The sequence below is a fragment of the Streptomyces tremellae genome, assembly GCF_039540215.1.
In the GTDB taxonomy this organism is placed as follows: domain Bacteria; phylum Actinomycetota; class Actinomycetes; order Streptomycetales; family Streptomycetaceae; genus Streptomyces; species Streptomyces tremellae.
In genome coordinates, this window is record NZ_BAABEP010000014.1 from 44,777 (window position 1) to 64,772 (window position 19,996).

The 19,996-nt window shown below is 70.8% G+C and carries 15 protein-coding genes, 1 tRNA gene and 1 pseudogene; 8 read left to right on the forward strand and 9 right to left on the reverse strand.

Annotated features, from left to right (window positions below):
- Positions 1-368 precede the first annotated feature (368 nt).
- Together ABEA77_RS12920 and ABEA77_RS12925 are read left to right on the forward strand one after the other, a co-directional pair.
- Positions 369-2,291: an ABC transporter ATP-binding protein gene (locus tag ABEA77_RS12920; RefSeq protein WP_345645854.1), complete on the forward strand. Its 1,923-nt coding sequence runs from the start codon at positions 369-371 to the stop codon at positions 2,289-2,291.
- A gap of 239 nt (positions 2,292-2,530) precedes the next feature.
- Positions 2,531-2,776 (forward strand): hypothetical protein, encoded by a 246-nt coding sequence (locus ABEA77_RS12925; protein ID WP_345645642.1) that lies wholly within the window; start codon positions 2,531-2,533, stop codon positions 2,774-2,776.
- A gap of 56 nt (positions 2,777-2,832) precedes the next feature.
- On the opposite strand, the gene ABEA77_RS12930 is transcribed toward ABEA77_RS12925, so the two are convergent.
- On the reverse strand, positions 2,833-4,962 hold the full coding sequence (locus ABEA77_RS12930) for an NACHT domain-containing protein (RefSeq protein WP_345645644.1): 2,130 nt from the start codon (positions 4,960-4,962) through the stop codon (positions 2,833-2,835).
- 425 nt (positions 4,963-5,387) lie between these two features.
- Between ABEA77_RS12930 and ABEA77_RS12935 the strand changes: the two genes are divergently transcribed.
- Positions 5,388-6,725 carry a hypothetical protein gene (locus tag ABEA77_RS12935; protein ID WP_345645647.1) on the forward strand — a complete coding sequence of 446 codons (1,338 nt, stop codon included), beginning with the start codon at positions 5,388-5,390 and terminating at the stop codon, positions 6,723-6,725.
- 126 nt (positions 6,726-6,851) lie between these two features.
- Here the strand turns inward: ABEA77_RS12935 and ABEA77_RS34080 are convergent.
- Positions 6,852-7,064: pseudogene (locus tag ABEA77_RS34080) on the reverse strand (phosphatase domain-containing protein); the annotation flags it as partial.
- A gap of 52 nt (positions 7,065-7,116) precedes the next feature.
- On the opposite strand from ABEA77_RS34080, the gene ABEA77_RS12940 reads away from it, so the two are divergent.
- Positions 7,117-7,773, forward strand: coding sequence for a transposase family protein (locus tag ABEA77_RS12940; RefSeq protein ID WP_345645856.1), 657 nt, complete (start codon positions 7,117-7,119; stop codon positions 7,771-7,773).
- Between the two features lie 110 nt (positions 7,774-7,883).
- On the opposite strand, the gene ABEA77_RS12945 is transcribed toward ABEA77_RS12940, so the two are convergent.
- The 4 genes from ABEA77_RS12945 to ABEA77_RS12960 form a co-directional block, all read right to left on the reverse strand.
- The gene (locus ABEA77_RS12945) at positions 7,884-10,535 is read right to left on the reverse strand and encodes a tyrosine-protein kinase family protein (protein ID WP_345645649.1); all 2,652 of its coding nucleotides are present in this window, start codon (positions 10,533-10,535) and stop codon (positions 7,884-7,886) included.
- On the reverse strand, positions 10,532-10,930 hold the full coding sequence (locus ABEA77_RS12950; protein ID WP_345645651.1) for a hypothetical protein: 399 nt from the start codon (positions 10,928-10,930) through the stop codon (positions 10,532-10,534). Before ABEA77_RS12950 ends, ABEA77_RS12945 begins: the two co-directional genes overlap by 4 nt.
- A gap of 287 nt (positions 10,931-11,217) precedes the next feature.
- A tRNA-Pro gene (locus ABEA77_RS12955) sits at positions 11,218-11,291 on the reverse strand.
- Between the two features lie 73 nt (positions 11,292-11,364).
- Complete coding sequence (locus ABEA77_RS12960; protein WP_345645653.1) at positions 11,365-12,294, reverse strand: metallophosphoesterase; 930 nt, start codon at positions 12,292-12,294, stop codon at positions 11,365-11,367.
- A 172-nt stretch (positions 12,295-12,466) separates the two neighbouring features.
- On the opposite strand from ABEA77_RS12960, the gene ABEA77_RS12965 reads away from it, so the two are divergent.
- Entirely contained in the window at positions 12,467-12,928 is a 462-nt protein-coding gene (locus tag ABEA77_RS12965; RefSeq protein WP_345645656.1) for a GatB/YqeY domain-containing protein, read from the forward strand.
- A 348-nt stretch (positions 12,929-13,276) separates the two neighbouring features.
- Here the strand turns inward: ABEA77_RS12965 and ABEA77_RS12970 are convergent, their stop codons facing one another.
- Positions 13,277-15,586: a transglycosylase domain-containing protein gene (locus ABEA77_RS12970; RefSeq protein WP_345645659.1), complete on the reverse strand. Its 2,310-nt coding sequence runs from the start codon at positions 15,584-15,586 to the stop codon at positions 13,277-13,279.
- 744 nt (positions 15,587-16,330) lie between these two features.
- Between ABEA77_RS12970 and ABEA77_RS12975 the strand changes: the two genes are divergently transcribed.
- On the forward strand, positions 16,331-16,678 hold the full coding sequence (locus tag ABEA77_RS12975) for a WhiB family transcriptional regulator (protein WP_345645662.1): 348 nt from the start codon (positions 16,331-16,333) through the stop codon (positions 16,676-16,678).
- 34 nt (positions 16,679-16,712) lie between these two features.
- On the opposite strand, the gene bagB is transcribed toward ABEA77_RS12975, so the two are convergent.
- Both bagB and bagA read right to left on the reverse strand, forming a co-directional pair.
- On the reverse strand, positions 16,713-18,104 hold the full coding sequence (gene bagB, locus ABEA77_RS12980) for an ATPase BagB (RefSeq protein ID WP_345645665.1): 1,392 nt from the start codon (positions 18,102-18,104) through the stop codon (positions 16,713-16,715).
- Positions 18,101-19,066: an ATPase BagA gene (gene bagA / locus ABEA77_RS12985; protein WP_345645668.1), complete on the reverse strand. Its 966-nt coding sequence runs from the start codon at positions 19,064-19,066 to the stop codon at positions 18,101-18,103. The genes bagB and bagA overlap by 4 nt, the downstream gene beginning before the upstream one ends.
- Before the next feature lie 99 nt (positions 19,067-19,165).
- Between bagA and sp36 the strand changes: the two genes are divergently transcribed.
- Both sp36 and ABEA77_RS12995 read left to right on the forward strand, forming a co-directional pair.
- Entirely contained in the window at positions 19,166-19,327 is a 162-nt protein-coding gene (sp36, locus tag ABEA77_RS12990; RefSeq protein WP_014178397.1) for a Sp36 family protein, read from the forward strand.
- Complete coding sequence (locus ABEA77_RS12995) at positions 19,324-19,794, forward strand: RidA family protein (protein ID WP_345645671.1); 471 nt, start codon at positions 19,324-19,326, stop codon at positions 19,792-19,794. Before sp36 ends, ABEA77_RS12995 begins: the two co-directional genes overlap by 4 nt.
- The last annotated feature ends 202 nt before the right edge of the window (positions 19,795-19,996 follow it).

Sequence of the window (19,996 nt, forward strand, 5' to 3'; positions counted from 1 at the left end):
CGCGCCGCCCGCAACACCCTTCAATGGGCCGCAGGCAACGGCACGACCAAGCGCGACACCCACAACACGCCTGCCAGGAGCGGACATTGGCGAAGCCCCATCCCACGCGGAACACCGAGACCACATCCCGGACGGCCCCGGGCGGGCCGCCCCCGCCCGCGGCACCCCCGGAGCGCACGGCCCCGGGACGGGCGGCCCCCGACCAGGCGGCCCTGCCCGAGGCGCCCCCCGCGGAAGCACCCACGCCCGGGACACCGCGCACGGAGACAACGCAGACCGTCCAGGACCCGCCGGCCGGAACACCCCCGACCGACACCCCGGAGGGCGCCGCGGTCTCCGACTCCGAGCAGACACTCTTCGGCGGCCCCCTGCGCTACGACCTGGGCTTCGCCCAGCACGAGGACGCCTTCCTCCAGCTCAATCTGCGCGCGATGCTGGCCCGCCTCCCGTACCTCCTCCGCCTGACGGGCAACCTCGCGTGGGAGGCCGACAGGCGGGCGCTCCAGGCGGTCACCGCCGCCGAGTTGGGCCGCGGCGCGGTCCAGGCGGTGGGACTCGTCGCGGTCAACAAGGTCCTCGCCCACCTGCTGTCGGGCGGCTCGACCGCCGACCGCCTCGCCCAGGCGTCCGGCGCGCTCGCGGTGGCGGGCGGCGCCGCCGTGGTCGGTGCCCTGCTCCGCGCCCTGGCCACCGCGGCGACGGGCCAGTTGGAACCCAAGGTCGAACGCGTCGCCACCGAGCGGTACTTGTGGCACACCGCGCGGGTCGAGCTGGCGGCCATCGAGGACGACGAGTTCCACAAGCTGCTCGACAGCGCGCAGTACGGGGCCGGTTCCGCACGCCGCATGGTGCGGTACTGCCAGAGCGTCCTTGGCGCCATGCTCTCCCTGGTCGCGGCGGCCGGCGTGCTCGCCGTGCTCCACCCGCTGCTGCTGCCCCTGCTGGTCGCGATGACACTGCCGCGCTCCTGGGCCGCGCTGTCGCTCGCGCGCCGCCGGTACCTCTCGTTCCAGGTGTGGGTCCAGCACCAGCGCGCCGGCCAGTTGCTCAGCCGGCTCCTCATCTCCACCGACGCGGCGCCGGAGATCCGGGTGCACGGCATCGGCCCGTACCTGCTCCACCACTACCGCGCCATGTCCGAGGCGCAGGAGGCGGAACAGCGCAGGCTGGCCCGGCTCGCCGCGCGCACCGGCCTGGTCGCGGCCGGCTGGACGGGCCTCGCGACGGCCGCCACGTACGCCACACTCGGCGGCCTGCTGTGGACCGGCGCGATGGCGCTCTCCGTGGGCGGTACGGCGGTCCTGGCGATCAGGACCGGTTCCGCGAGCCTCGACAACCTGGTGCTCCAGATCAACTATCTGCACGAGGAGAGCCTGTTCGTCGGCGACCTGCACCGCCTCATCGAGGAGGCCAAGCTGCGCGCCGTGCCCGAGGGCGGGGCCGCGCTGCCGGAGAACCCCGCGGCCATCACGTTCGAGGACGTGGTGTTCACCTACCGCGGCAAGGACAACAAGCGCGCCCTCGACGGCGTCTCCCTCACCGTCCCCGCAGGCAAGATCGTCGCGCTGGTGGGGGAGAACGGCAGCGGCAAGACCACCCTCGTCAAGCTGCTCTCCGGGCTCTACCAGCCCGACGCGGGCCGCATCCTCTGGGACGGCGTCGACGCGGCCACCGCCGACCGCGCGGAACTCGTCTCCCGAGTCGCCGTCGTCGGACAGGACTTCTACCGCTGGCCGTTCACCGCCGCGGTCAACGTCAGCATCGGCCGCCCCGACGCGCCCGTGTCCCAGGACCGCCTCGACGCCGCTGCCCACTACGCCGGCGCCGACGACCTCATCGCCTCGCTCCCACGCGGCTGGTCGACCCTCCTCGCCCGCGCCTACAAGGGAGGCCATCAGCTCTCCGGCGGCGAGTGGCAACGCCTCGGCCTGGCCCGCGCCCACTACCGCGCGGGCCGCCTCCTCATCGTCGACGAACCCACCTCGGCGCTCGACGCCAAGGCCGAACAACGCCTCTTCGAGCAGATCCGCGCCCTCGCAGACGCAGGCCAGACCGTCATCCTGATCACCCACCGCCTCGGCTCGGTACGCGCAGCCGACCTCATCCACGTCCTCGACCACGGCAAGGTCATCGAATCCGGCACCTTCGACGCCCTCATCTCCCCCACCACCCCAGGCCCCGGCGCCTTCCGCACCCTCTACACCCTCCAGGCCGCCCAGTACGCCCCGCCCTCGCCCGGGACCCCCGGCCGGGCCCCCACCGAGACGGCCGACGCCCCCGCCCGGCCGTGACCCACGCGACTCGCCCGTGCGTCACGAGGCGACCCGTACGATGGGGCCATGAGCACCCCGCACCACTGCTTCCTGTGACCACGGCGCGTTGAGGGCGATGCCGACCGGCATCGCCCTCAACGGTGTGCCTGCGGCAACCGGCCCCGCGCGTAGGCACCTTCTTCCCCCGTCATGTCACAGCTGCCGCCCGGAGTGCCCATGCCCGCCGCCTCGTCGAACTACGCGGCCCCCTCCCCGCGATGGTCGGCATCGACCCGGCCAAGGGACACCGGCTGCACCGGGCGCTCGACCCCTTCTTCACGGCCGTGGACACCCGCACCGTCGAGTACACCGCCCCCCTGTCCCCGCCCGAAGCCCTCGACCTCCTCCACATGACACCGAGCGCCCACCACCTGCCCCCCGACCACATCGGGCCCGGCAGCCCGCTGCCGCGCCGCACCACGGTCTCGGTCCTGGCGACCGCGTACCGGCCGCGGCGGGACTGACTTCCCGACCCGGCCGCCGAGTTCCCGGCCACCGGGCCCGGGACGCCGATCGCCCCTCATCGGGCCGCTCCCGGCAGAGCACCGGGGGCCGGCTCGGTGGCGAGCCACTGCTGGAGTTCCCGGTGGCGGAACTGGTACGCGTTGCCCGACTTCCTCAACAGGCCCGCGTCGTACGCGCAGGCGAGGAACCGGCCGGGGCGGAGCGGCAGCAGGCCGCGCGCGCGGGCGCACAGGGCGAAGGCCGCGTACCGCCGTGTCGCGTCGCATTCCACCAGGAAGATCGGGGCGCACCAGCCGACGACGGTCACCAGGAAGGTCAGCCCCGCGTGCGGCGGCGAACCCGACCTGACGGCCGCGAAGGCCGTCAGGCCGCCGGTCGCGAGCCCCATGGCGGTCCCCCAGGTGATACCCGCGACCATCGCGGCGCCCAGATCCGCGCCTGCGAACCGGCCCGGCCCCCGGGGCGAGGCGTCCGGGTCCCGGTCGGACGTGATGGGCTGCGCGCGTCTGTGGAAGGCCTGGGTCGTCCACGCGAACAGCGCGACGGAGCAGCCGCCCGGCAGCACCAGGTACACGGCCACGTCGGTGTCCACCGCGGCCGCCAGGAGCGCGAGCGCGGCGGTGTTCAACAGCACGGTACGCAGTCGGGCGCGCGCGGCCGGAGCGACGAGCGCTCGCCAGTTGGTCCTCGCCGGGCGGGAGTTGAAGTGGTTGAACAGCAGGACCGCCGGCGGCATGCACCCTGCGTAGACGGCGGCCAGGCTGAGGCCTTCCCTCGACCAGCCCACCGCCAGGTTGAGCAGGGCAGCCACGCAGGAGAGGAACACGGCGAACAGCGCGTATTCCGAGAGCAGGACGAGCCGCCGCCCGCCGATCGGCCACAGTTCGGTCAGCCGGATGTCCACGCTCCCGCCCAAGTGGCGTGCGATCAGGGCGAGTCGACGGTGCGTCTGTTCCGGCGTGCAGCCGTCGGGATACGGATGCAGCCGGTGCGAGGCGGGGATCAGGCCGCGCAGCAGATGCCGGTCCAGGGCATGGGCGGTGGGGAGCCCCAGTAACTCGGCGGGGTCACCGGCCCGGTGGTAGACCGTGGCGGTGAGGCACAGCCGCCACGGGGTGGAAAGGCTGGTGGCCAGGGTGCCGGCAGGGTGTGAACCCAGACGGCCGAGAAGAGGGCTCCACCGGCTGTCGCCCCCGTACCGGTCGGTGAGATAGCGCAGCGCCTCCGACGGCGTGACGGGATCGATCGCGATGCGTGTCGCGTGGCTCAGCCGGTCGGCAGGTGCGAGCGCGTCGTAGTGCTCGCTGCGGCAGGTGAGGATCACCGGGCCCGCGCGCAGGCCGCGGCCGTGCTCGTTGAGGGCCCGCAGGGCGGACCGCGTCCGCCACAGCCGCGCGGCGGCAGGCCCTGACGTGCCGCCCCTGCCGGGTCGGCCGGTCATGTCGTCTCCGGAGGCGTCCATCTCGTCGAGGCCGTCAAGTACGGGGAGGATCAGCCCCTGTTCGACCAGGTACGCGGCGCGCCGCTGCGGCCAGTCGTAGGCGTCGACCAGGTGGGAGACGAGGAGTTCGTCGAGGGACGTGTCCGGCTTCCACCCGGCAAGGGACACGCGGACGGGCACCGGGTCGTGCTCGGCGCGGTCCTCCAACAGGGCGAGCAGCAGTTCGAGGACGAGGACGGTCTTTCCCGCACCGGGCGCACCGGTGACCACCAGACGGGCGGGGACCGTCGCGCGGTAGTGGGCGGCGATGTCCCGGAGACCGGTCGGTGGTGCCCCCTCGTGGAAGAGGTGACCGCGCTCCGGCACGGCCTGTGGTCCACGCGGGCCGCGCACCGTGTAGCGGAGGTTGATCCGGGCCCAGTCCTTGCCCACCAGGGCCCGCCACTGGGCGGTTTCCGCGCGCTCGACCTGACGGGCCAGGGTCGCCGCCGCCGACAGCGCCAGGGACGCCGCGTCGGCCGGGCTGCCCAGGGCGGCGCGCGCGAGGCCCAGCCCCGCCACGCCCACGACGAGTCCCGCGACGGAGACCGCGAGCGACACCAGCGAGGCCGTGTCGGCGGGGCCCTGACCTGCGCCGGTCCGTGCCCACACCCAGCCGCTCGTGGCCGCGGTCCCGAGCACACCGGCCACGACGAGGCCGGCCCACGCGCGTCTCTGCCGCCGTCCCCCCGGACCCACCGTCATGTCGCGCACCTTCCTGCGGCGCGCCCGCGCTTGTCAAATGCGCCTGGGCACCGCCCGCTGACCCGGCCCGGCTGTGAGACCGGGTTCCGGCTCCACCTCCCCGCGGGCCGCCCTGCGGTGTGCGCGGCGGCGCCGGGGCCGACGACCGATGGTGCGCGGAACGCGTCGCCACGGCAGGACTTCGCAGCGGCGGACGATCCCTGCGCGGAACCGGCGCCGTCACGGTGAGCTCTCGCCGGTCCCGTGCGCCGGTGCCGTCCGGGCGGGCAGCCGGGAGCGAGCGGTGGTGAGGAGCCCTGGAGACCGGGTCCGTTGTCAGTGGTCTGCGGCACGATACCGGTCACGTGACGGCCCGTCCGGCGCGGACGCGGACGCAGACGCGGACGCAGACGCCGGGCGGCCGTTGACGACGAGAGAGGGATGTGATGCGTGGACCCGTCACGGGTGAGGTGCATGTCCACTACGGACAGCTCTACGTCCACAGCGATCCGGACGGCGTCGTCCCGGACCTCTCCGAGGCGTTCGCAGGCCAGAGCGGAGGACTGTGCGGGGCCGCGCTGCCGGGCGCGCTCTGGCTGCACACCGGACTGCACACCGGCAGCGTCGGCTTCACCGTGGAGGTGCACGACGAGGCCCCCACGCTGGGCCCGGCCTGGGAGGACGTCGTGGAGGTGTCCTTCCGCCCGCTGTCGGAAAGCACCTGTCTGACGCTGTGGGCAGGCGAGGGCGCGTGGGACCTCGATCTCCCACTGACCGACTACCGGGTGCGGTACTGCGCCCGGGGGAGGGACGAGGGGCGGAGGCTCGACACCCGATCCGCAGGAGAGCCGGAGGCGGACCGTTACCTCCTCCAGTTCTGGCCCGCCCCCCTCGGCCCGGACCTCGTGGTCCGCCAGACCTCGGCCGACGCCGCCTACTGGCACCGATACGCGCGCGAACGCCCGCCCCCGCCCACGCCCGAGGAGAAGGACGAGGCCGCCCGCCTGGCCCGGGAGGCGGAGGAACGAGCCCGCAGGGAGCTGCGGTCGCACTACGAACGGTGGGAGTGGGGCGGACGCCTGCCGAGCGACAGACTGCGCGGTCACCGCCACGACGCCCTGGGGCTGCTCCGCTTCGACAGCGACCTGGTGCACACCCTCGACGCCGCGGACTCCGAGGTGCAGCGCGCGGTGGCGCTGCTGGCCGCCCGCAGGGCCTGCGAGGCGGCGGGCCTTGCGGACGTGCCCTGGGTCGCCGACGCGCTCACGGCCCTGGCCGAGAGGCGCCCTCTGCCGCCGCCGTTCGACGACCCGGCCCAGCTGTCGGCGAGCCTGCGCACCGACCCGCGGGTTCCCAGAAGACGGACGGTCCGGGAGGCGATACCCCCAGAGCGGCCGCCGTACCACCCTCCGCCCCCGCCGGCGGCGAGCCCCCTGCCCCGGGTTCTGGCGGCGGGCCCGGAGCCCAACCGACCCGAGCGGCCGGGCCTCGGGCGCCCTCTGGCCACGCTCGTGCCCGCGGCCCCCGCCGCGGGGCAGCCGATCTGGAGCACGGGGGCGGCGCACGGCGAGGTCGCGGTGGCGCCCGGCGCCCGCACTCCGCGCGAGCCCCGGCGGATCTCACAGCCGCACTTCGCTCCTCACGCCGTGCGCGCCGCCGCCGGAGCCGATCCGTTGAAAGCGGCACTGGACGCCGTGTGGCATGCGCTGAACACGTACGGCGAGCACTATCCACGACTGCTCAAGGAGGTCCGCTCGGTGTGCGCCGGGCACGCGGGGGAGTAGCACGGTGCACCGCGGTCGTCCTGCCCGCCCGGTACGACGTGGGTCGGCACGCCCTCCCCGCGCCACAGCCCTTATGACCGTCGGGTTGTCGTCCCACGCGGCCACCGGCCCGTACGGCTTGCGGATGCTGGTGAGGATGTCGCGCTTCATCTCGTAGTCCGGCCGGTGGTCACCGCGCGCCCGCATCCACATCGCGTCGGAGAGAACGTCGCCGAGGGCGAGCCAGGCGGTGTGGTAGTGCCCGCATGCTGCGCGCGCGGTGACGACCAGGACGGCGCGGCCTCCGGCGTGCGCGTCCCGGGCCGCTTGGACGACATGCGGGTTCGGCGGGCAGTCCACGGAGGGAGCATGGAACGCGACGAAGTGCCCGGGCCCGTCGAGGAGATGCCGGATACCGCGGACATCGCAGAGGGGTGCCGTCCCTGTCGAACGAAGGCGTGAACACCGCTCACGATGGCGAAAGCTGGGCTGCTTCCAGCAGGCCCTGCTCGTGCTGGTGCATCTGCGCAAGAACGAGACACTGCCCGTTCTTGCAGCCGGGTTCGGCGTCTCGACAGCCACGGCCTGGCGCTACGTCGAGGAGACCCTCGACGGCACCCTGATCCCCATCGACCGGATCGCCGCCGACGAGCCGTACTACTCGATGAAGCACCGTAAGCACGGCATGAACGTGCAGGTCATCGCCCGCCCCGACGGCACACCGCTGTGGTTTTCCCGCGCGACACCGGGCCGCACCCACGACCTGACCGCGGCCCGCGCACACGGCATCGTCCAGGCCTGCCTCACCCGGCAGATCCTCGTCCTCGCCGACCGCGCCTACCAGGGCGCCGGCGCCACCTTCCGAACCCCGTACTACCACCACCGCGAACACCCCGACCATTACCAGCAGTTCAACCGCGACCACGCACGACTCAGAGCGCCCGGTGAGCGCGCCTTCGCGCAGCTGAAGTCCCGGCGAATCCTCCGCCGTGCCAGATGCTCCACCCGCCGCATCGGCACCATCGCCCAAGCCGTCCACACACTCCTGACCTGCAACTATTCAGGATGAAAACGGCTCACTGAGCAATACAGCTCAGAGCCGCCGTCGGCGGGAGCGTCTCAAGCAGGGGCTTCCGCCCGCCTGCGGCGGTTCGTCCTTCCGCTGAGCTGGCGTGCTCTTTACATCGGACCCCTTCGCGTGACGCGGAGCGCCCAGCGGTAGAGATCAGGGACGCGGAATGACCGGGCGTCGTCGTCGGTATCGTTGAGTGTGATGAGACCGGCTTCCCTAGCCAGAGTGATCAAGTCTTCGGGCGTCTCACCGAGGGCGTCGCGCAGAGCTTCCTCGCTGATGGGGGTGCGACCGTAGTCCTTAAGCGCGTCGGCTACCGCCCGGAGTTCCTGGAACTCCTCGTCCAACAGGGCAGACAAGGCGGGTTCGCTCACCCTCTCCAGGCTGAGGGCGAGGCTGCGCGGGCGCAGGACCGAGCGGTCGTAGGCACTGCGCTTCTCTTCCTCCCGCTCCCAGTCCAGCGCGGCAGCGAACAACTGCAACAAGGACCGTGGGGAATGGTCGCCGTTGCCGTCGGCGAGACGGTTCCAGACCCAGTTGGACGTAAATGCGGTGCGTTCGCCTCGCATACGCTCGCCAACAAGTGAACCCCAGGCCATGTCAACCTGGTCGGGAGTCCAAGAGGCGACGTTAGTCTCCACGAGGGCCTTATCGGCAGTGCGGAGGATGTCCCGGAAGGCGGCTGCGTGTACAGCGCGCTTGAGGACGACCTTGAAATATTCGCGCTGATCCTCCCACTGGAGCCTACGGGAGAGACCATAGAAGTGGCTTTTATTCTCGAAGCGGAGACTGCTCCAGATGTCCTGGCGCACGAAGATCTTGAGGCGGATTTTGCCGAACTTGGGTGCGAGGTCGGCCTGTTTGGCCAGGAGACCGGCGATGGCATGGGAGCGGCGCCTGCGCTGGATTGGTGTGTTACCGAACGCGGTGTCGAGTCCATCGAACAGTAGGAGAAGCTGATTCTTTCCGTTGGCATCGACCTTGCGTAGCCAGTCCACACACTGGAGGGCTCCCATCGGGTCCCGCAAGACTTCGAGGACAGCTTGGGTAGCGGCGAAGTCTCCCGGTTCGAGGCTCTGCATCGCCGGATGAGGTGCTCCGACATCGTGCGTTGCGTCATCGGTGCGATACACGGCCAAGGCGATCAGGATCTGCCAAACGGTGCCCCAGTCCTGGCCGCTCGTGGCGAGGTGCTGGTCGATGACGTCGTAGTTGTCTGGGCCGAAGGACCAGTCCGGGCGGTCACGGAAGCTGGGGGTCGTCACGGCTACGGGAGTCCACCCCGGCAACTCGCCTGCGGCTAGCCACCGGAACAGTGCAGTCTTACCCGTACCTTTTCGGCCCAGGATGAGGGGAGTGTCGGGGTCAGCCGTCTCGCTCACTTGACGAGTGACGACGTAGTCCTGAAGGAATTGCTCGCTATCCAACTCCTCCGCCGTACCGGTGGAGAAGGACAGCTGCGCCAGAGCAGTGACCTTGCTCTCCGATGTCTGGCTCTGCAAGCTGCGCTTCGGGGCGGGCTCTGGGACGATCTGCAGGATCCAGTCGGCGATGCGGGCGTAGGGGGCAAGGCGGACGCTGTCCGAGGTAACTGTGTCCGAGAAGGAGACTTCGGCGTTGTAGGGGACGACGTGCGTGATCTCTTCTGCGGTCAGCACGGGAGCACCGTGCCGGGCTACGTTAAAAGGCTCCAGCCACTTGTCGATCCAGGACTTAGCCCGGTCAGCGAGCCGGGGGGCGCTCTGGCCCGGAGGCATCGGGGACACTACGAAACGGGGCTCGGGCGTCAAGGGGAGAAGCGTCTGACGACGTGTGGTCGAGCTGAGTAGCGCGCCGGTCAGCAGTTCGGTGCCGTTCCGAGCCTGGCTGTGCGGGTGGAAGCAGACCACGGCCATGTCGGAGACGTCAAAGAGCAGTGGGGCTGCTACGGGGCTGACACCAGTGCGCGAGTCGATCAGGACCACGTCCGGGCGGAGCGTGGAGTTCCGAGCATTGTCGATGAGCTGGTGTAGCGCGTTAACGCGTTCGCGATACCAGATCTCCGGCTCCAGGGAGCGGAGCCGGGCGGCGTACGTGCCGTCAATCCGGCCAGCGGGCATGCAGAACAAACGGCCGTTGTCGTCGATTGGGACAACATGGTCCAAGATCGAAGGTTCCTCGCCAAACTCGTAGGCCAGAAGGGCTGTGACCACGCCGAGGTCGGACTGGCTCTCCTGAGGGATACCGAAGAGGGTGTCGAGGCCGGGAGCTTCGAGGTCCATGTCAATGCAGAGGACCCTCAGCCCGTGCTCGGAGGTGAGGCGACGAGCTACAGCCGCTAGAGCAGTGCTGCGTCCGACACCACCCTTAAGGCTGTAGAAGGTCACAACCGGGGCGGATTCGAGGTCTTGGTCAAGGTCGCTGGCGAATGTGATCTTTTTCGGCGTGGCCTGCTCGTTCTCGATGCGGCCGAGCGCGGTGGACCAGGCGGGGGGAGGGATGACTGCCGTCGTCAGATCGCCGTACCAGGGAGTTTCGGACTCCGTGAGCAACTCCCAGGTATGGACTTGGCTGACGAGCCGAGGAGGCACGTGCTCTTGGATTCGGCTGCGGCGGTCCGCTTCGGATAGCGAGGCAAAATGTTCGGAGACGACACGCACGACGAAGCCCCCGGCGTCCGGAACCACGTTGATGTCGGAGCCGGGAAGTGTGGCCTGGACGGCTTTTGCGAGGGCCTGGGTCACTTCGTCCTCTGACATGGGCTCCGGCCTCTCGTTCACCGCTGTCTCCTTCCGTGGCTCCAGCCTCGGGAGCCTGCCTGCCTGACGCGTGTCGCCACCCAGCCTGCCAGTTGCTGGCCTCCCCTGAGCAGGTCGTCGGCGTCGACACCCGGAGGAAGCGTGGCCTTGTACCGGAGTTTTGTGTCCCAGTGATCAATGAACAGCGAAGCGTGGCCATAGGGCTTGGTGAACCCGGCACTTTGCCATAGGCCGCGGAGGTTGTGCCCCTCTCGGCCGCTGCGGGAGAAGGGGATGCCGTTCAGGTGCAAGAAGTGCTTTAGCCGACACTCCACGACGTAGCCGGCCAGGTAGACGGCGCCGAGGGTTTTCTTCGACTCAGCGAGCACTTGGACCTCGGCGGCCCGTAGGTTCGCCACTTCGTTGAAGCTGCTCATCCCGCCCCTCTCCCCTTAGCTACGCTGGGTGATATTACGCGCACCTTTAAGGGGGCGTCACGTGAATGGCTCCCTGGCTCGCTCCCCTTGCTTGCAGGAGGCGGGAGTGCTGATGGGGCCTCCCTCGGTGCACCCCGGAACTGGGCCCAATCTCGAGGGCGATCTGAGGATCGCTGTTGATCCGCACCCCGAGACTCGGCTCCCAAATGGCTCCCAAAGCGGGGTTACACAACAGGTCAGGCCCGGTGCTGATCTCTCAGCACCGGGCCTGACCTGGTGTTTCGCTGTCGGGGTGGCGGGATTTGAACCCACGACCTCTTCGTCCCGAACGAAGCGCGCTGCCAAGCTGCGCTACACCCCGATCGCCGCAGCGTGCTGCGGCAACGAGGTTTACTTTAGCCCACGCGCCGCCCCAGGCGAAATCCGGTTTCGGGTCAGGGGGCGGCGGCCGTGAGGGTCAGGAGGGTGGCCTCCGGGGGGCAGGCGAAGCGGACGGGGGTGTAGCGGTTCGTGCCGCAGCCCGCGGAGACGTGGAGGTAGGAGGTGCGGCCCGCCGACTGGTGGGTGGAGAGGCCCTTCACGCGGTCCGTGTCCAGGTCGCAGTTGGTGACCAGGGCGCCGTAGAAGGGGATGCAGAGCTGGCCGCCGTGGGTGTGGCCCGCGAGGACCAGGGGGTAGCCGTCCGCGGTGAAGGAGTCGAGGACGCGCAGGTAGGGGGCGTGTACGACGCCGATCGAGAGGTCGGCGTCGGCCTCGGGGCCGCCGGCGACCCGCTCGTAGCGGTCCCGCTTGATGTGGGGGTCGTCGAGGCCGGTGAAGGCCAGCTCGTAGCGGTCGAGCTTGAGGCGGGCGCGGGTGTTGGAGAGGTCGGTCCAGCCCGCCGCGTCGAAGGCGTCCCGCATGGGTTCCCAGGGGTTGTGCAGGGCGTGGACGGCGGGGGCGTTGCCGTTGAGGCCGTGCTTGCCCTGCGCCTTCTCGAAGAGGTACCGCGCGGGGTTGCGCAGCTTGGGCCCGTAGTAGTCGTTGGAGCCGAAGACGTAGACGCCGGGGAACTCCATCAGTGGGCCCAGCGCGTCCAGCACCTCGGGTACGGCCTCCGGGTCGGAGAGGTTGTCTCCGGTGTTCACGACGAAGTCGGGGCGCAGCCCGGCCAGCGACTGGAGCCAGCGGCGCTTCCTGCGCTGCCCGCGCACCATGTGGATGTCGGAGACCTGGAGGACCCGCAGGTCGCGCATGCCGCGCGGCAGGACAGGGACGGTCACCCTGCGCAGTCTGAACGAGCGGACTTCGAACCCCGCGGCATAGGCGACGCCTGCCGCGCCGGCCGCAGCGATGGACAGGGGGACTCCGTAGCGTGCGCGCATACGCCCATCGTCGCAGACCTCGCGTGAGACCCGTCACGCACCCGGGCGTGTGCGCCGTCCGCGCGCCGGTACGGGCTCCGGCCTCGCGCCCCCGTGCGCGCCCGGCGGGGCCGCGCGGCCCCGCCGGTAATCGGGCGGCCGCGGGCGTGCGCCGCCTGCCACACTTGACCCCATGACCAGCCTCAAGTCCAAGCTTCAGGAAGACCTCACCGACGCCATCAAGGCACGCGACGAGCTGCGCTCCGCGACGCTCCGGCTCACCCTCTCCGCCGTCACGAAGGAAGAGGTCTCCGGCACGTCCGCACGAGAGCTCAGCGACGATGAGGTGCAGAAGGTGATCGCCAGGGAGGCGAAGAAGCGCCGTGAGGCGGCCGACGCGTTCGCCAAGGGCGGGCGCGCCGAGCAGGCGCAGCGCGAGCTGGCCGAGGGCGAGGTGCTCGCCGTGTACCTGCCCAAGCCGCTGAGCGACGACGAGTTGGAGTCGATCGTCGCCGAGGCGGTGGCCGAGGCCAAGGCGGGTGGCGCCGAGGGGCGCGGCGCGATGGGCGCCGTCATGAAGATCGTGACCCCGCGGGTGGCCGGGCGCGCCGAGGGCGGCCGCGTCGCGGGCGTGGTGAAGCGGTCGCTCGGGTAGACCGGTCGGTGCGTCGGTGCGTCGGTGCGTCGGTGCGTCGGTGCGTCGGTAGGCCGGTAGGCCGGTACGTGGGGAGGCCGGTACGTGGGGAGGTCGGTAGGCCGGTACGTCGGTCGCCGTGTTACGCATACCCGCGTACGGCCCCCGTCGACGGCCCGCTCGCGTATGTCCCCGCCCGCGTACGGCCCGGCCCGCCGACAGGCCCGGCCCGCGTACGGCCCCGCCCCGCCGGCAGGCCCCCTCGCCGGCGCCCCTGCGGCCCCGTACGGTCCCGGCCCCGCACACGAAGGCGCCCGCCCCGGTCGAGAACTCCGGGGCGGGCGCCTTCACATGGGGCGGCGGGCCGTGTCAGTGGTTGCCGCCGAAGAAGCCGCCGCCGAACCCGCCGCCGTCTGCGCCCGCGTCGGCGCCGGCGTTCGCGCCGCCGTCCTGGCCGCCGTTGCCGCCACCGCCGAACGCGCCGCCGTCGTCCTGGCCCGCCGTGGCGCCGGCGTCCTGGGCGCCCGCGGTGTCGCCGTTGTCGCCGTCGTCACCGCCGTCGCCCTGGTCGTCGCCGTTGTCGCCCTTGTGGTCGTCGGGCTTCGGGTTCTTCTTCTTCATGTCGGGGAGCTTGATGGTCGGCAGCGGCGGCGACGTCGTGCCCGCCAGCGCCCCGCTCATCGCGTCTTTCCAGATCGGGCCCGGGGTGTCGGCGCCCATGACCTGCTTGTGGTACTGGCCGCCGATGGTGATGTTGCGCATCGAGACGTTGCCGGTCGGGCCGCCGACCCAGACCGCGCCCGCCATGTCGGAGGTGTAGCCGACGAACCACGCGGCGTTGATGTCGTCGGTGGTACCGGTCTTGCCCGCGCTGTCGCGGTCCGTGAGGCCGGCGAGCGTACCGGTGCCGTCCTCGACCACGCCCTTCAACAGGGAGTTGAGGACCGTGGCCGTGTGCTCCGACATCGCCTGCTTGCACTGCGTCTTCGGCACCGGCAGCGACTTGCCCGACGCGTCGGAGATCGACTCCACGGCGATCGGCGAGCAGTAGACGCCCTTGTTGGCGAAGGTCGCGTAGGCGTTGGCCATCGTCAGCGGCGAGACCAGCTGGGTGCCGAGGGTGATCGAGGGGACCTGGTCGATCTTCTTGCCGTCGGCGCGCTGCACGCCCAGCTTCGAGGCCATCCGCGTGACCGGGCAGACGCCGATCTTGCTGATCATCTGCACGAAGTAGGTGTTGACCGACTTGGCCATGGCCTCCTTCATGTTCATGGGCCCGACCTCGGACTTCGACTCGTTCTCGACGGTCTCGGGCTTGGTGGTGCTGTTCTGCCAGGTGCCGTCGCAGGTCTGCACGGGCGACGGGTAGTTCATCTTGTTCGGCGCGGACTCGACCGTGCCGGGATCGGTGCCGCCGTCGATCGCCGCCGCCGCGGTGATCGGCTTGAAGGTCGAACCGGACTGGAAGCCGCTGCCGCCGCCCATGTTGTGGTTGACGCTGAGGTTGAGCTGAGTCTCGTTATTCCCGATGCCGTACGGGCGCGACTGGCCCATCGCGACGATCTTGCCGGTGCCGGGCTGGACGAGGGTGACGGCCGTGGCGACGGAGTCCGACTTGTAGACGTGGTTCTCGATCGACGTCTGGACCGCCTGCTGCGCCTTGGGGTCGAGCGTGGTCTTGATCGTCAGGCCGCCGGTGTTCCAGCGGTCGGCGCGCGCCTGCGCCGTCTTGCCGAAGGCCGGGTCGTTGAGCAGGGTGTCGCGCACGTAGTCGCAGAAGAAGCCCGCGCCCTTGGTGGCGGTGATGCAGCCGCTCTTGGGGCGGGTGACCTTCAGCTTGATCGGGGTCGCGATCGCCTTGTCGGCCTCGGACTGCGAGATGTCGCCGACCTGGGCCATCCGCTCCAGCACGGTGTTGCGGCGCTTCAGCGCGGTCGGCTCGTCGTTGATCGGGTCGTACTGGCTCGGCGACTGGACGAGGCCGGCGAGCAGCGCCGCCTCCTCCAGGTCCAGGTCCTTGGCGTGCTTGGAGAAGTAGCGCTCCGACGCGGCCTCGACGCCGTACGCCTGCTCGCCGAAGAAGGTGATGTTGAGGTAGTTCTCCAGGATCTTCTTCTTGCCGAGTTCGTCCTCGACCTGGATCGCGTACTTCAGCTCCTGGACCTTGCGGCCGAGGGTCTGCTGGGTGGCCTGGGCGACCTTGGTCGGATCGTTGCCCGCCTCCTCGATGAAGACGTTCTTCACGTACTGCTGCGTCAGCGTCGAGGCGCCCTGCGAGACGCCGCCGGACTGCGCGTTCTGGTTCAGCGCGCGGGCGATGCCCTTGATGTCCACGGCGCCGTGCTCGTAGAAGCGCGAGTCCTCGATGGCCACGAGCGCCTTCTGCATGTACGGCGAGATGTCCTTGAGCGGCACCACCGTGCGGTCGCGCGAGTAGACGTCGGCGATCTTGCCGCCGTCCGCGTCGAGGATGGTGGTGCGCTGGCTCAGTGGCGGGGTCTTGAGGTTCGTGGGGAGCTCGTCGAACCCCTTGACCGTCCCCTTCGCCGCCAGGCCGAGTGACCCGAAGGCCGGCAGGGCGATACCCGCGAGCACCGCGCCGGCGAGCACGCTGACTCCCAGGAACTTGGCGGCCTGCTGGGTCTTGGACAGGCCCCCGCCCGAGCGCTTCTTTGGCATGGGTGAAGCCTACGGTCTGATTCGCCGGACACGGGTCAAGGCTCTGGCCTAAGCTGTACCCAACGGTCACGATTCTGTATGCCTTCACAGGAAGGCACCGCTGCACTTCACAGGGTGGGGATCGTTTTCCGGCGGACTCTGGCGTGTTCTGGCAGAATCTGTCGGAATCTTTCGGAATCTGTCGAAATCGGATCAGTCCGAGGCTGGGCCCCGGTGGAGTCAGAATGATTTTCGGACAATCCGGGCTCAGTTGGGATAATCCAGGGTAATTCGGGATGATTCTGGCTGGTTTCGGTCCATTGGGCCGATCTCGACCAGTCTCGGCCGCTGGGGATCGCCCTCGCTCCGGCGGCGGGGATGCTCACGGGTCGAACGCATGTCGGGGGCATACCTGCGGGGTGTTCCCGGTCACCGCGCTGCGGGTCACACTTTCGAGTGGACTTGCCTTGTGAACTTCCGGTGAACCCGAACGCCGGAACGTGTGAGCAAGGAGCGCCCAGCGGGGCGTGCGGCATCCGCCGCGACGGCGACGAACTGCCTGTTCGCGCGGGGTGCCGCGGTCTGGCGACCCGTCACTCCCCTGGGTGATCTTTCGCGTACGCATAGTCCGTTCGGACCATTCAAGATTGGGCACGAAGGGGGTGTTGCGCTGTGTCCGCCGGCCGTAACGTCCTCAACTGGCAGCGGTGAATATGCCGCTTGCCGCCGTGGGGGAGCCTCGATTCGGGAGAGGACGGCGCCGGCATGGGCTGGGTAACCGACTGGAGTGCGCAGGCAGCCTGCCGCACTACCGATCCGGATGAACTGTTCGTTCAAGGTGCAGCGCAGAACAGGGCGAAGGCGGTGTGCACCGGATGCCCGGTGCGTACGGAATGCCTGGCGGACGCGCTCGACCACCGCGTGGAGTTCGGCGTGTGGGGCGGCATGACGGAGCGGGAGCGCCGTGCCCTGCTGCGCAGGCGCCCCACGGTCACGTCGTGGCGCCGCCTGCTGGAGACCGCGCGCACGGAGTACGAGCGCGGTGCGGGCCTGCTGCCCGCGGGACTTGAGGACGACGAGGACGGCTTCGAGACGTACGCCGCGGCCGGGTAGGGCGGGCCGGGCGCCCCCGGTGCGCGGCGAGCGGCTACGCGTCCTCGCCTGCCGCGAGGCGGTCGCCCACGGCCCGCAGCCCCGCCAGGTCGTGCACATCCCCCGGCAGCGCGGGCACGGCCGCCATCGGCACCTCGGGGTGCAGCGCCGTGAAGCGGTCGCGCGTGCGCCGCTCGCGCGCGATGACCTGCATGCGGTCCGCGTGCAGACGCAGCAGGCCGGCCGTCAGCTGCTCCGCGTCAACCAACTGTCCCGCATCAGCGGGCTTTTCGGGCACATCGCCCAGTGAGGAGCCTGGCGCGGTGCCTGCGACAGCTGCGGTGCCGGGGTGCTCGGACGGCTCGACGGCCTCGGGAGAGGGACCGCCACTCGGTCCTGCCGTGGTGGCTTCGGGGCGACGGGGAGCGGCGCCAGGGACACCATTCCCGGGCGCCTGATCCACAATGCGGGCCTCTTCAAGATTTTCGGCGGCTGCCCGCGCCCGCTCGGCGGACAGCCTCCGGGCGCCGCTGTCGTGCACGCGGTTGAGTACGAGGCCCGCGAGCGGCATCCGCTCCGCCGCCAACCTCCGTACGAAGAAGTCGGCTTCGCGCAGCGCGTCCCGCTCGGGCGCCGCCACCACGAGGAAGGCAGTGCCGGGCGCCTGGAGCAGCCGGTACGTGGCGTCGGCGCGGGTGCGGAAACCGCCGAACATGGTGTCCATCGCCGCCACGAACGTCTGCACGTCGCCGAGGAACTGCCCCCCGAGCAGCTTCCCCAGCGTGCCCGTCATCACCGACATGCCGACGTTGAGAAACTTCATCCCGGCCCGCCCGCCGACCTTCGCAGGAGCCATCAGCAGCCGGATGAACTTGCCGTCGAGGAAGGACCCGAGGCGCTTCGGTGCGTCGAGGAAGTCGAGGGCGGAGCGCGACGGCGGGGTGTCCACGACGATCAGGTCCCACTCGTCGCGGGAGCGCAGCTGGCCCAGCTTCTCCATCGCCATGTACTCCTGCGTACCGGCGAAACCGGCCGACAGGGACTGGTAGAACGGGTTGTCCAGGATCGCCCTGGCCCGCTCCTTGTCCGCGTGCGCCTCGACGATCTCGTCGAACGTCCGCTTCATGTCGAGCATCATCGCGTGGAGTTCGCCCGAGCCCTCGACGCCCTTGACCTGGCGCGGGGTGTTGTCGAGCGCGTCGATCCCCATGGACTGCGCGAGCCGGCGGGCCGGGTCGATGGTCAGCACGACGACCTTGCGGCCGCGCTCCGCCGCCCGGACGCCGAGCGCCGCGGCGGTGGTGGTCTTGCCGACACCGCCAGAGCCGCAGCACACGACGATGCGGGTGGCCGGGTCGTCCAGCAGGGCGTCCACGTCGAGGGCGGGCGTGTCCGAGGGGACGCCCGCGGCTTCCGCGCCGCCGCCGGGCTCCTGGGCCTTGCTCATGCGAAAGCCTTCCCGAGCTGTCGTAGCTCCCTGGCAAGCCCGTACAGTCCCGCGAGGTCCACGCCCTCGCCGAGCAGGGGGAGTTCGTACGCGGGCACGCCGATCCCGGCGAGCACGGACCGCTGCTCGCGTTCGAGCTCGACGCGCTGCGCGTGCTCGGCCGCCTGGTCGAGCAGCGGGCCGACGAGCTTCGTCGGGGCCGCGAGGCCGGCGCCCGCGAGCACCTTGGTGACCTCCTTGCGCCGGTCGCCCGAGGCGGCGCGCACCGCGGCCTCGTCCAGCAGGTGCGGGCGGACCATGTTCACGATCACGTTGCCCACGGGGAGTTCGGCCGCGCGCAGCTCCGCGACGCCGTCCGCGGTCTCCTGGACCGGCATCTCCTCAAGCAGCGTCACCAGGTGGACCGCGGTCTCGCGCGACCTGAGGACCCGCATCACGGCCTGCGCCTGGTTGTGTATGGGGCCGATCTTCGCGAGGCCCGCCACCTCGTAGTTCACATTGAGGAAGCGGGTGACGCGGCCGGTGGGCGGCGCGTCCATCACCACGTGGTCGTAGACGAAGCGGCCCGCGCGGTCGCGGCGCCGCACGGCCTCGCACGCCTTGCCGGTCAGCAGGACGTCCCGGACGCCCGGCGCGATCGTCGTCGCGAAGTCGATCGCGCCCAGCTTGCCGAGCGCGCGGCCCGCGCTGCCCAGCTTGTAGAACATCTGGAGGTAGTCGAGGAGCGCCTGCTCGGCGTCGATGGCCAGCGCGTACACCTCGCCGCCGCCGGAGGCCACGGCGATCTTCCGTTCCTCGTACGGCAGCGGCTCGGTCTCGAACAGCTGTGCGATTCCCTGCCTGCCCTCCACCTCGACGAGGAGGGTGCGCTTGCCTTCGGTGGCGAGGGCGAGCGCGAGCGCGGCGGCGACCGTCGTCTTACCGGTACCGCCCTTGCCGCTGACGACCTGGAGCCTGCTCACGTATTCGAGCCTAACCAGTCGCGTCGCGGGCTACGCACCAGGCCGCCCCCGGGGTTTCCCGGGGGCGGCCCCTAGGGGCGGTCCGGCTACAGTCGCCCCATGACCAAGTGGGAATACGCCACCGTGCCGCTTCTCGTGCACGCGACCAAGCAGATCCTGGACACCTGGGGCGAGGACGGCTGGGAACTCGTCCAGGTCGTGCCGGGACCCAACAACCCCGAGCAGCTCGTGGCCTATCTGAAGCGGGAGAAGGCCGCGTGAGCGGGGCAGTCGAGGCCGCGATCGCGGCGCGCGGGCTGACCCTGCCGGACGTCGCGCCGCCGCTCGCCGCGTACGTCCCCGCCGTCCGCAGCGGCGCGTACGTCTTCACGGCGGGCCAGCTCCCGCTGGTGGAGGGCAAGCTGCCGCTCACCGGCAAGGTGGGCGCCGAGGTCACCGCGGAGGAGGCCAAGGGGCTCGCCGCCACCTGCGCGCTGAACGCGCTCGCCGCCGTGAAATCCGTCACGGGCGACCTGGACCGGATTGCGCGCGTGGTGAAGGTCGTCGGGTACGTGGCGTCCGCCGCGGACTTCACCGGCCAGCCCGGCGTGATCAATGGCGCGAGCGAGTTGCTCGGCGACCTCCTCGGCGACCAGGGCGTGCACGCGCGCAGCGCGGTGGGCGTCGCGGTGCTGCCGCTCGACGCGCCGGTCGAGGTCGAGATCCAGGTGGAGCTGACCGAGGGCTGAGCCCCTACGGGCCCCGGGCGGTCCGGCCGGCCCCTCCGGCGGGCCGGAGCGCCCGGTCCGCCCGTGTCCCCTCGGGTATGGATCCCCCCGGTACGGATCTCCCCGGTACGGATCTCCCCGATAGGGATCTCCCCACCCGGATCCCCCCCGTACGGATGCCCTCGCACGGGTCGCCCGTACGGCTTGGCTCCCGCCGGCCCGT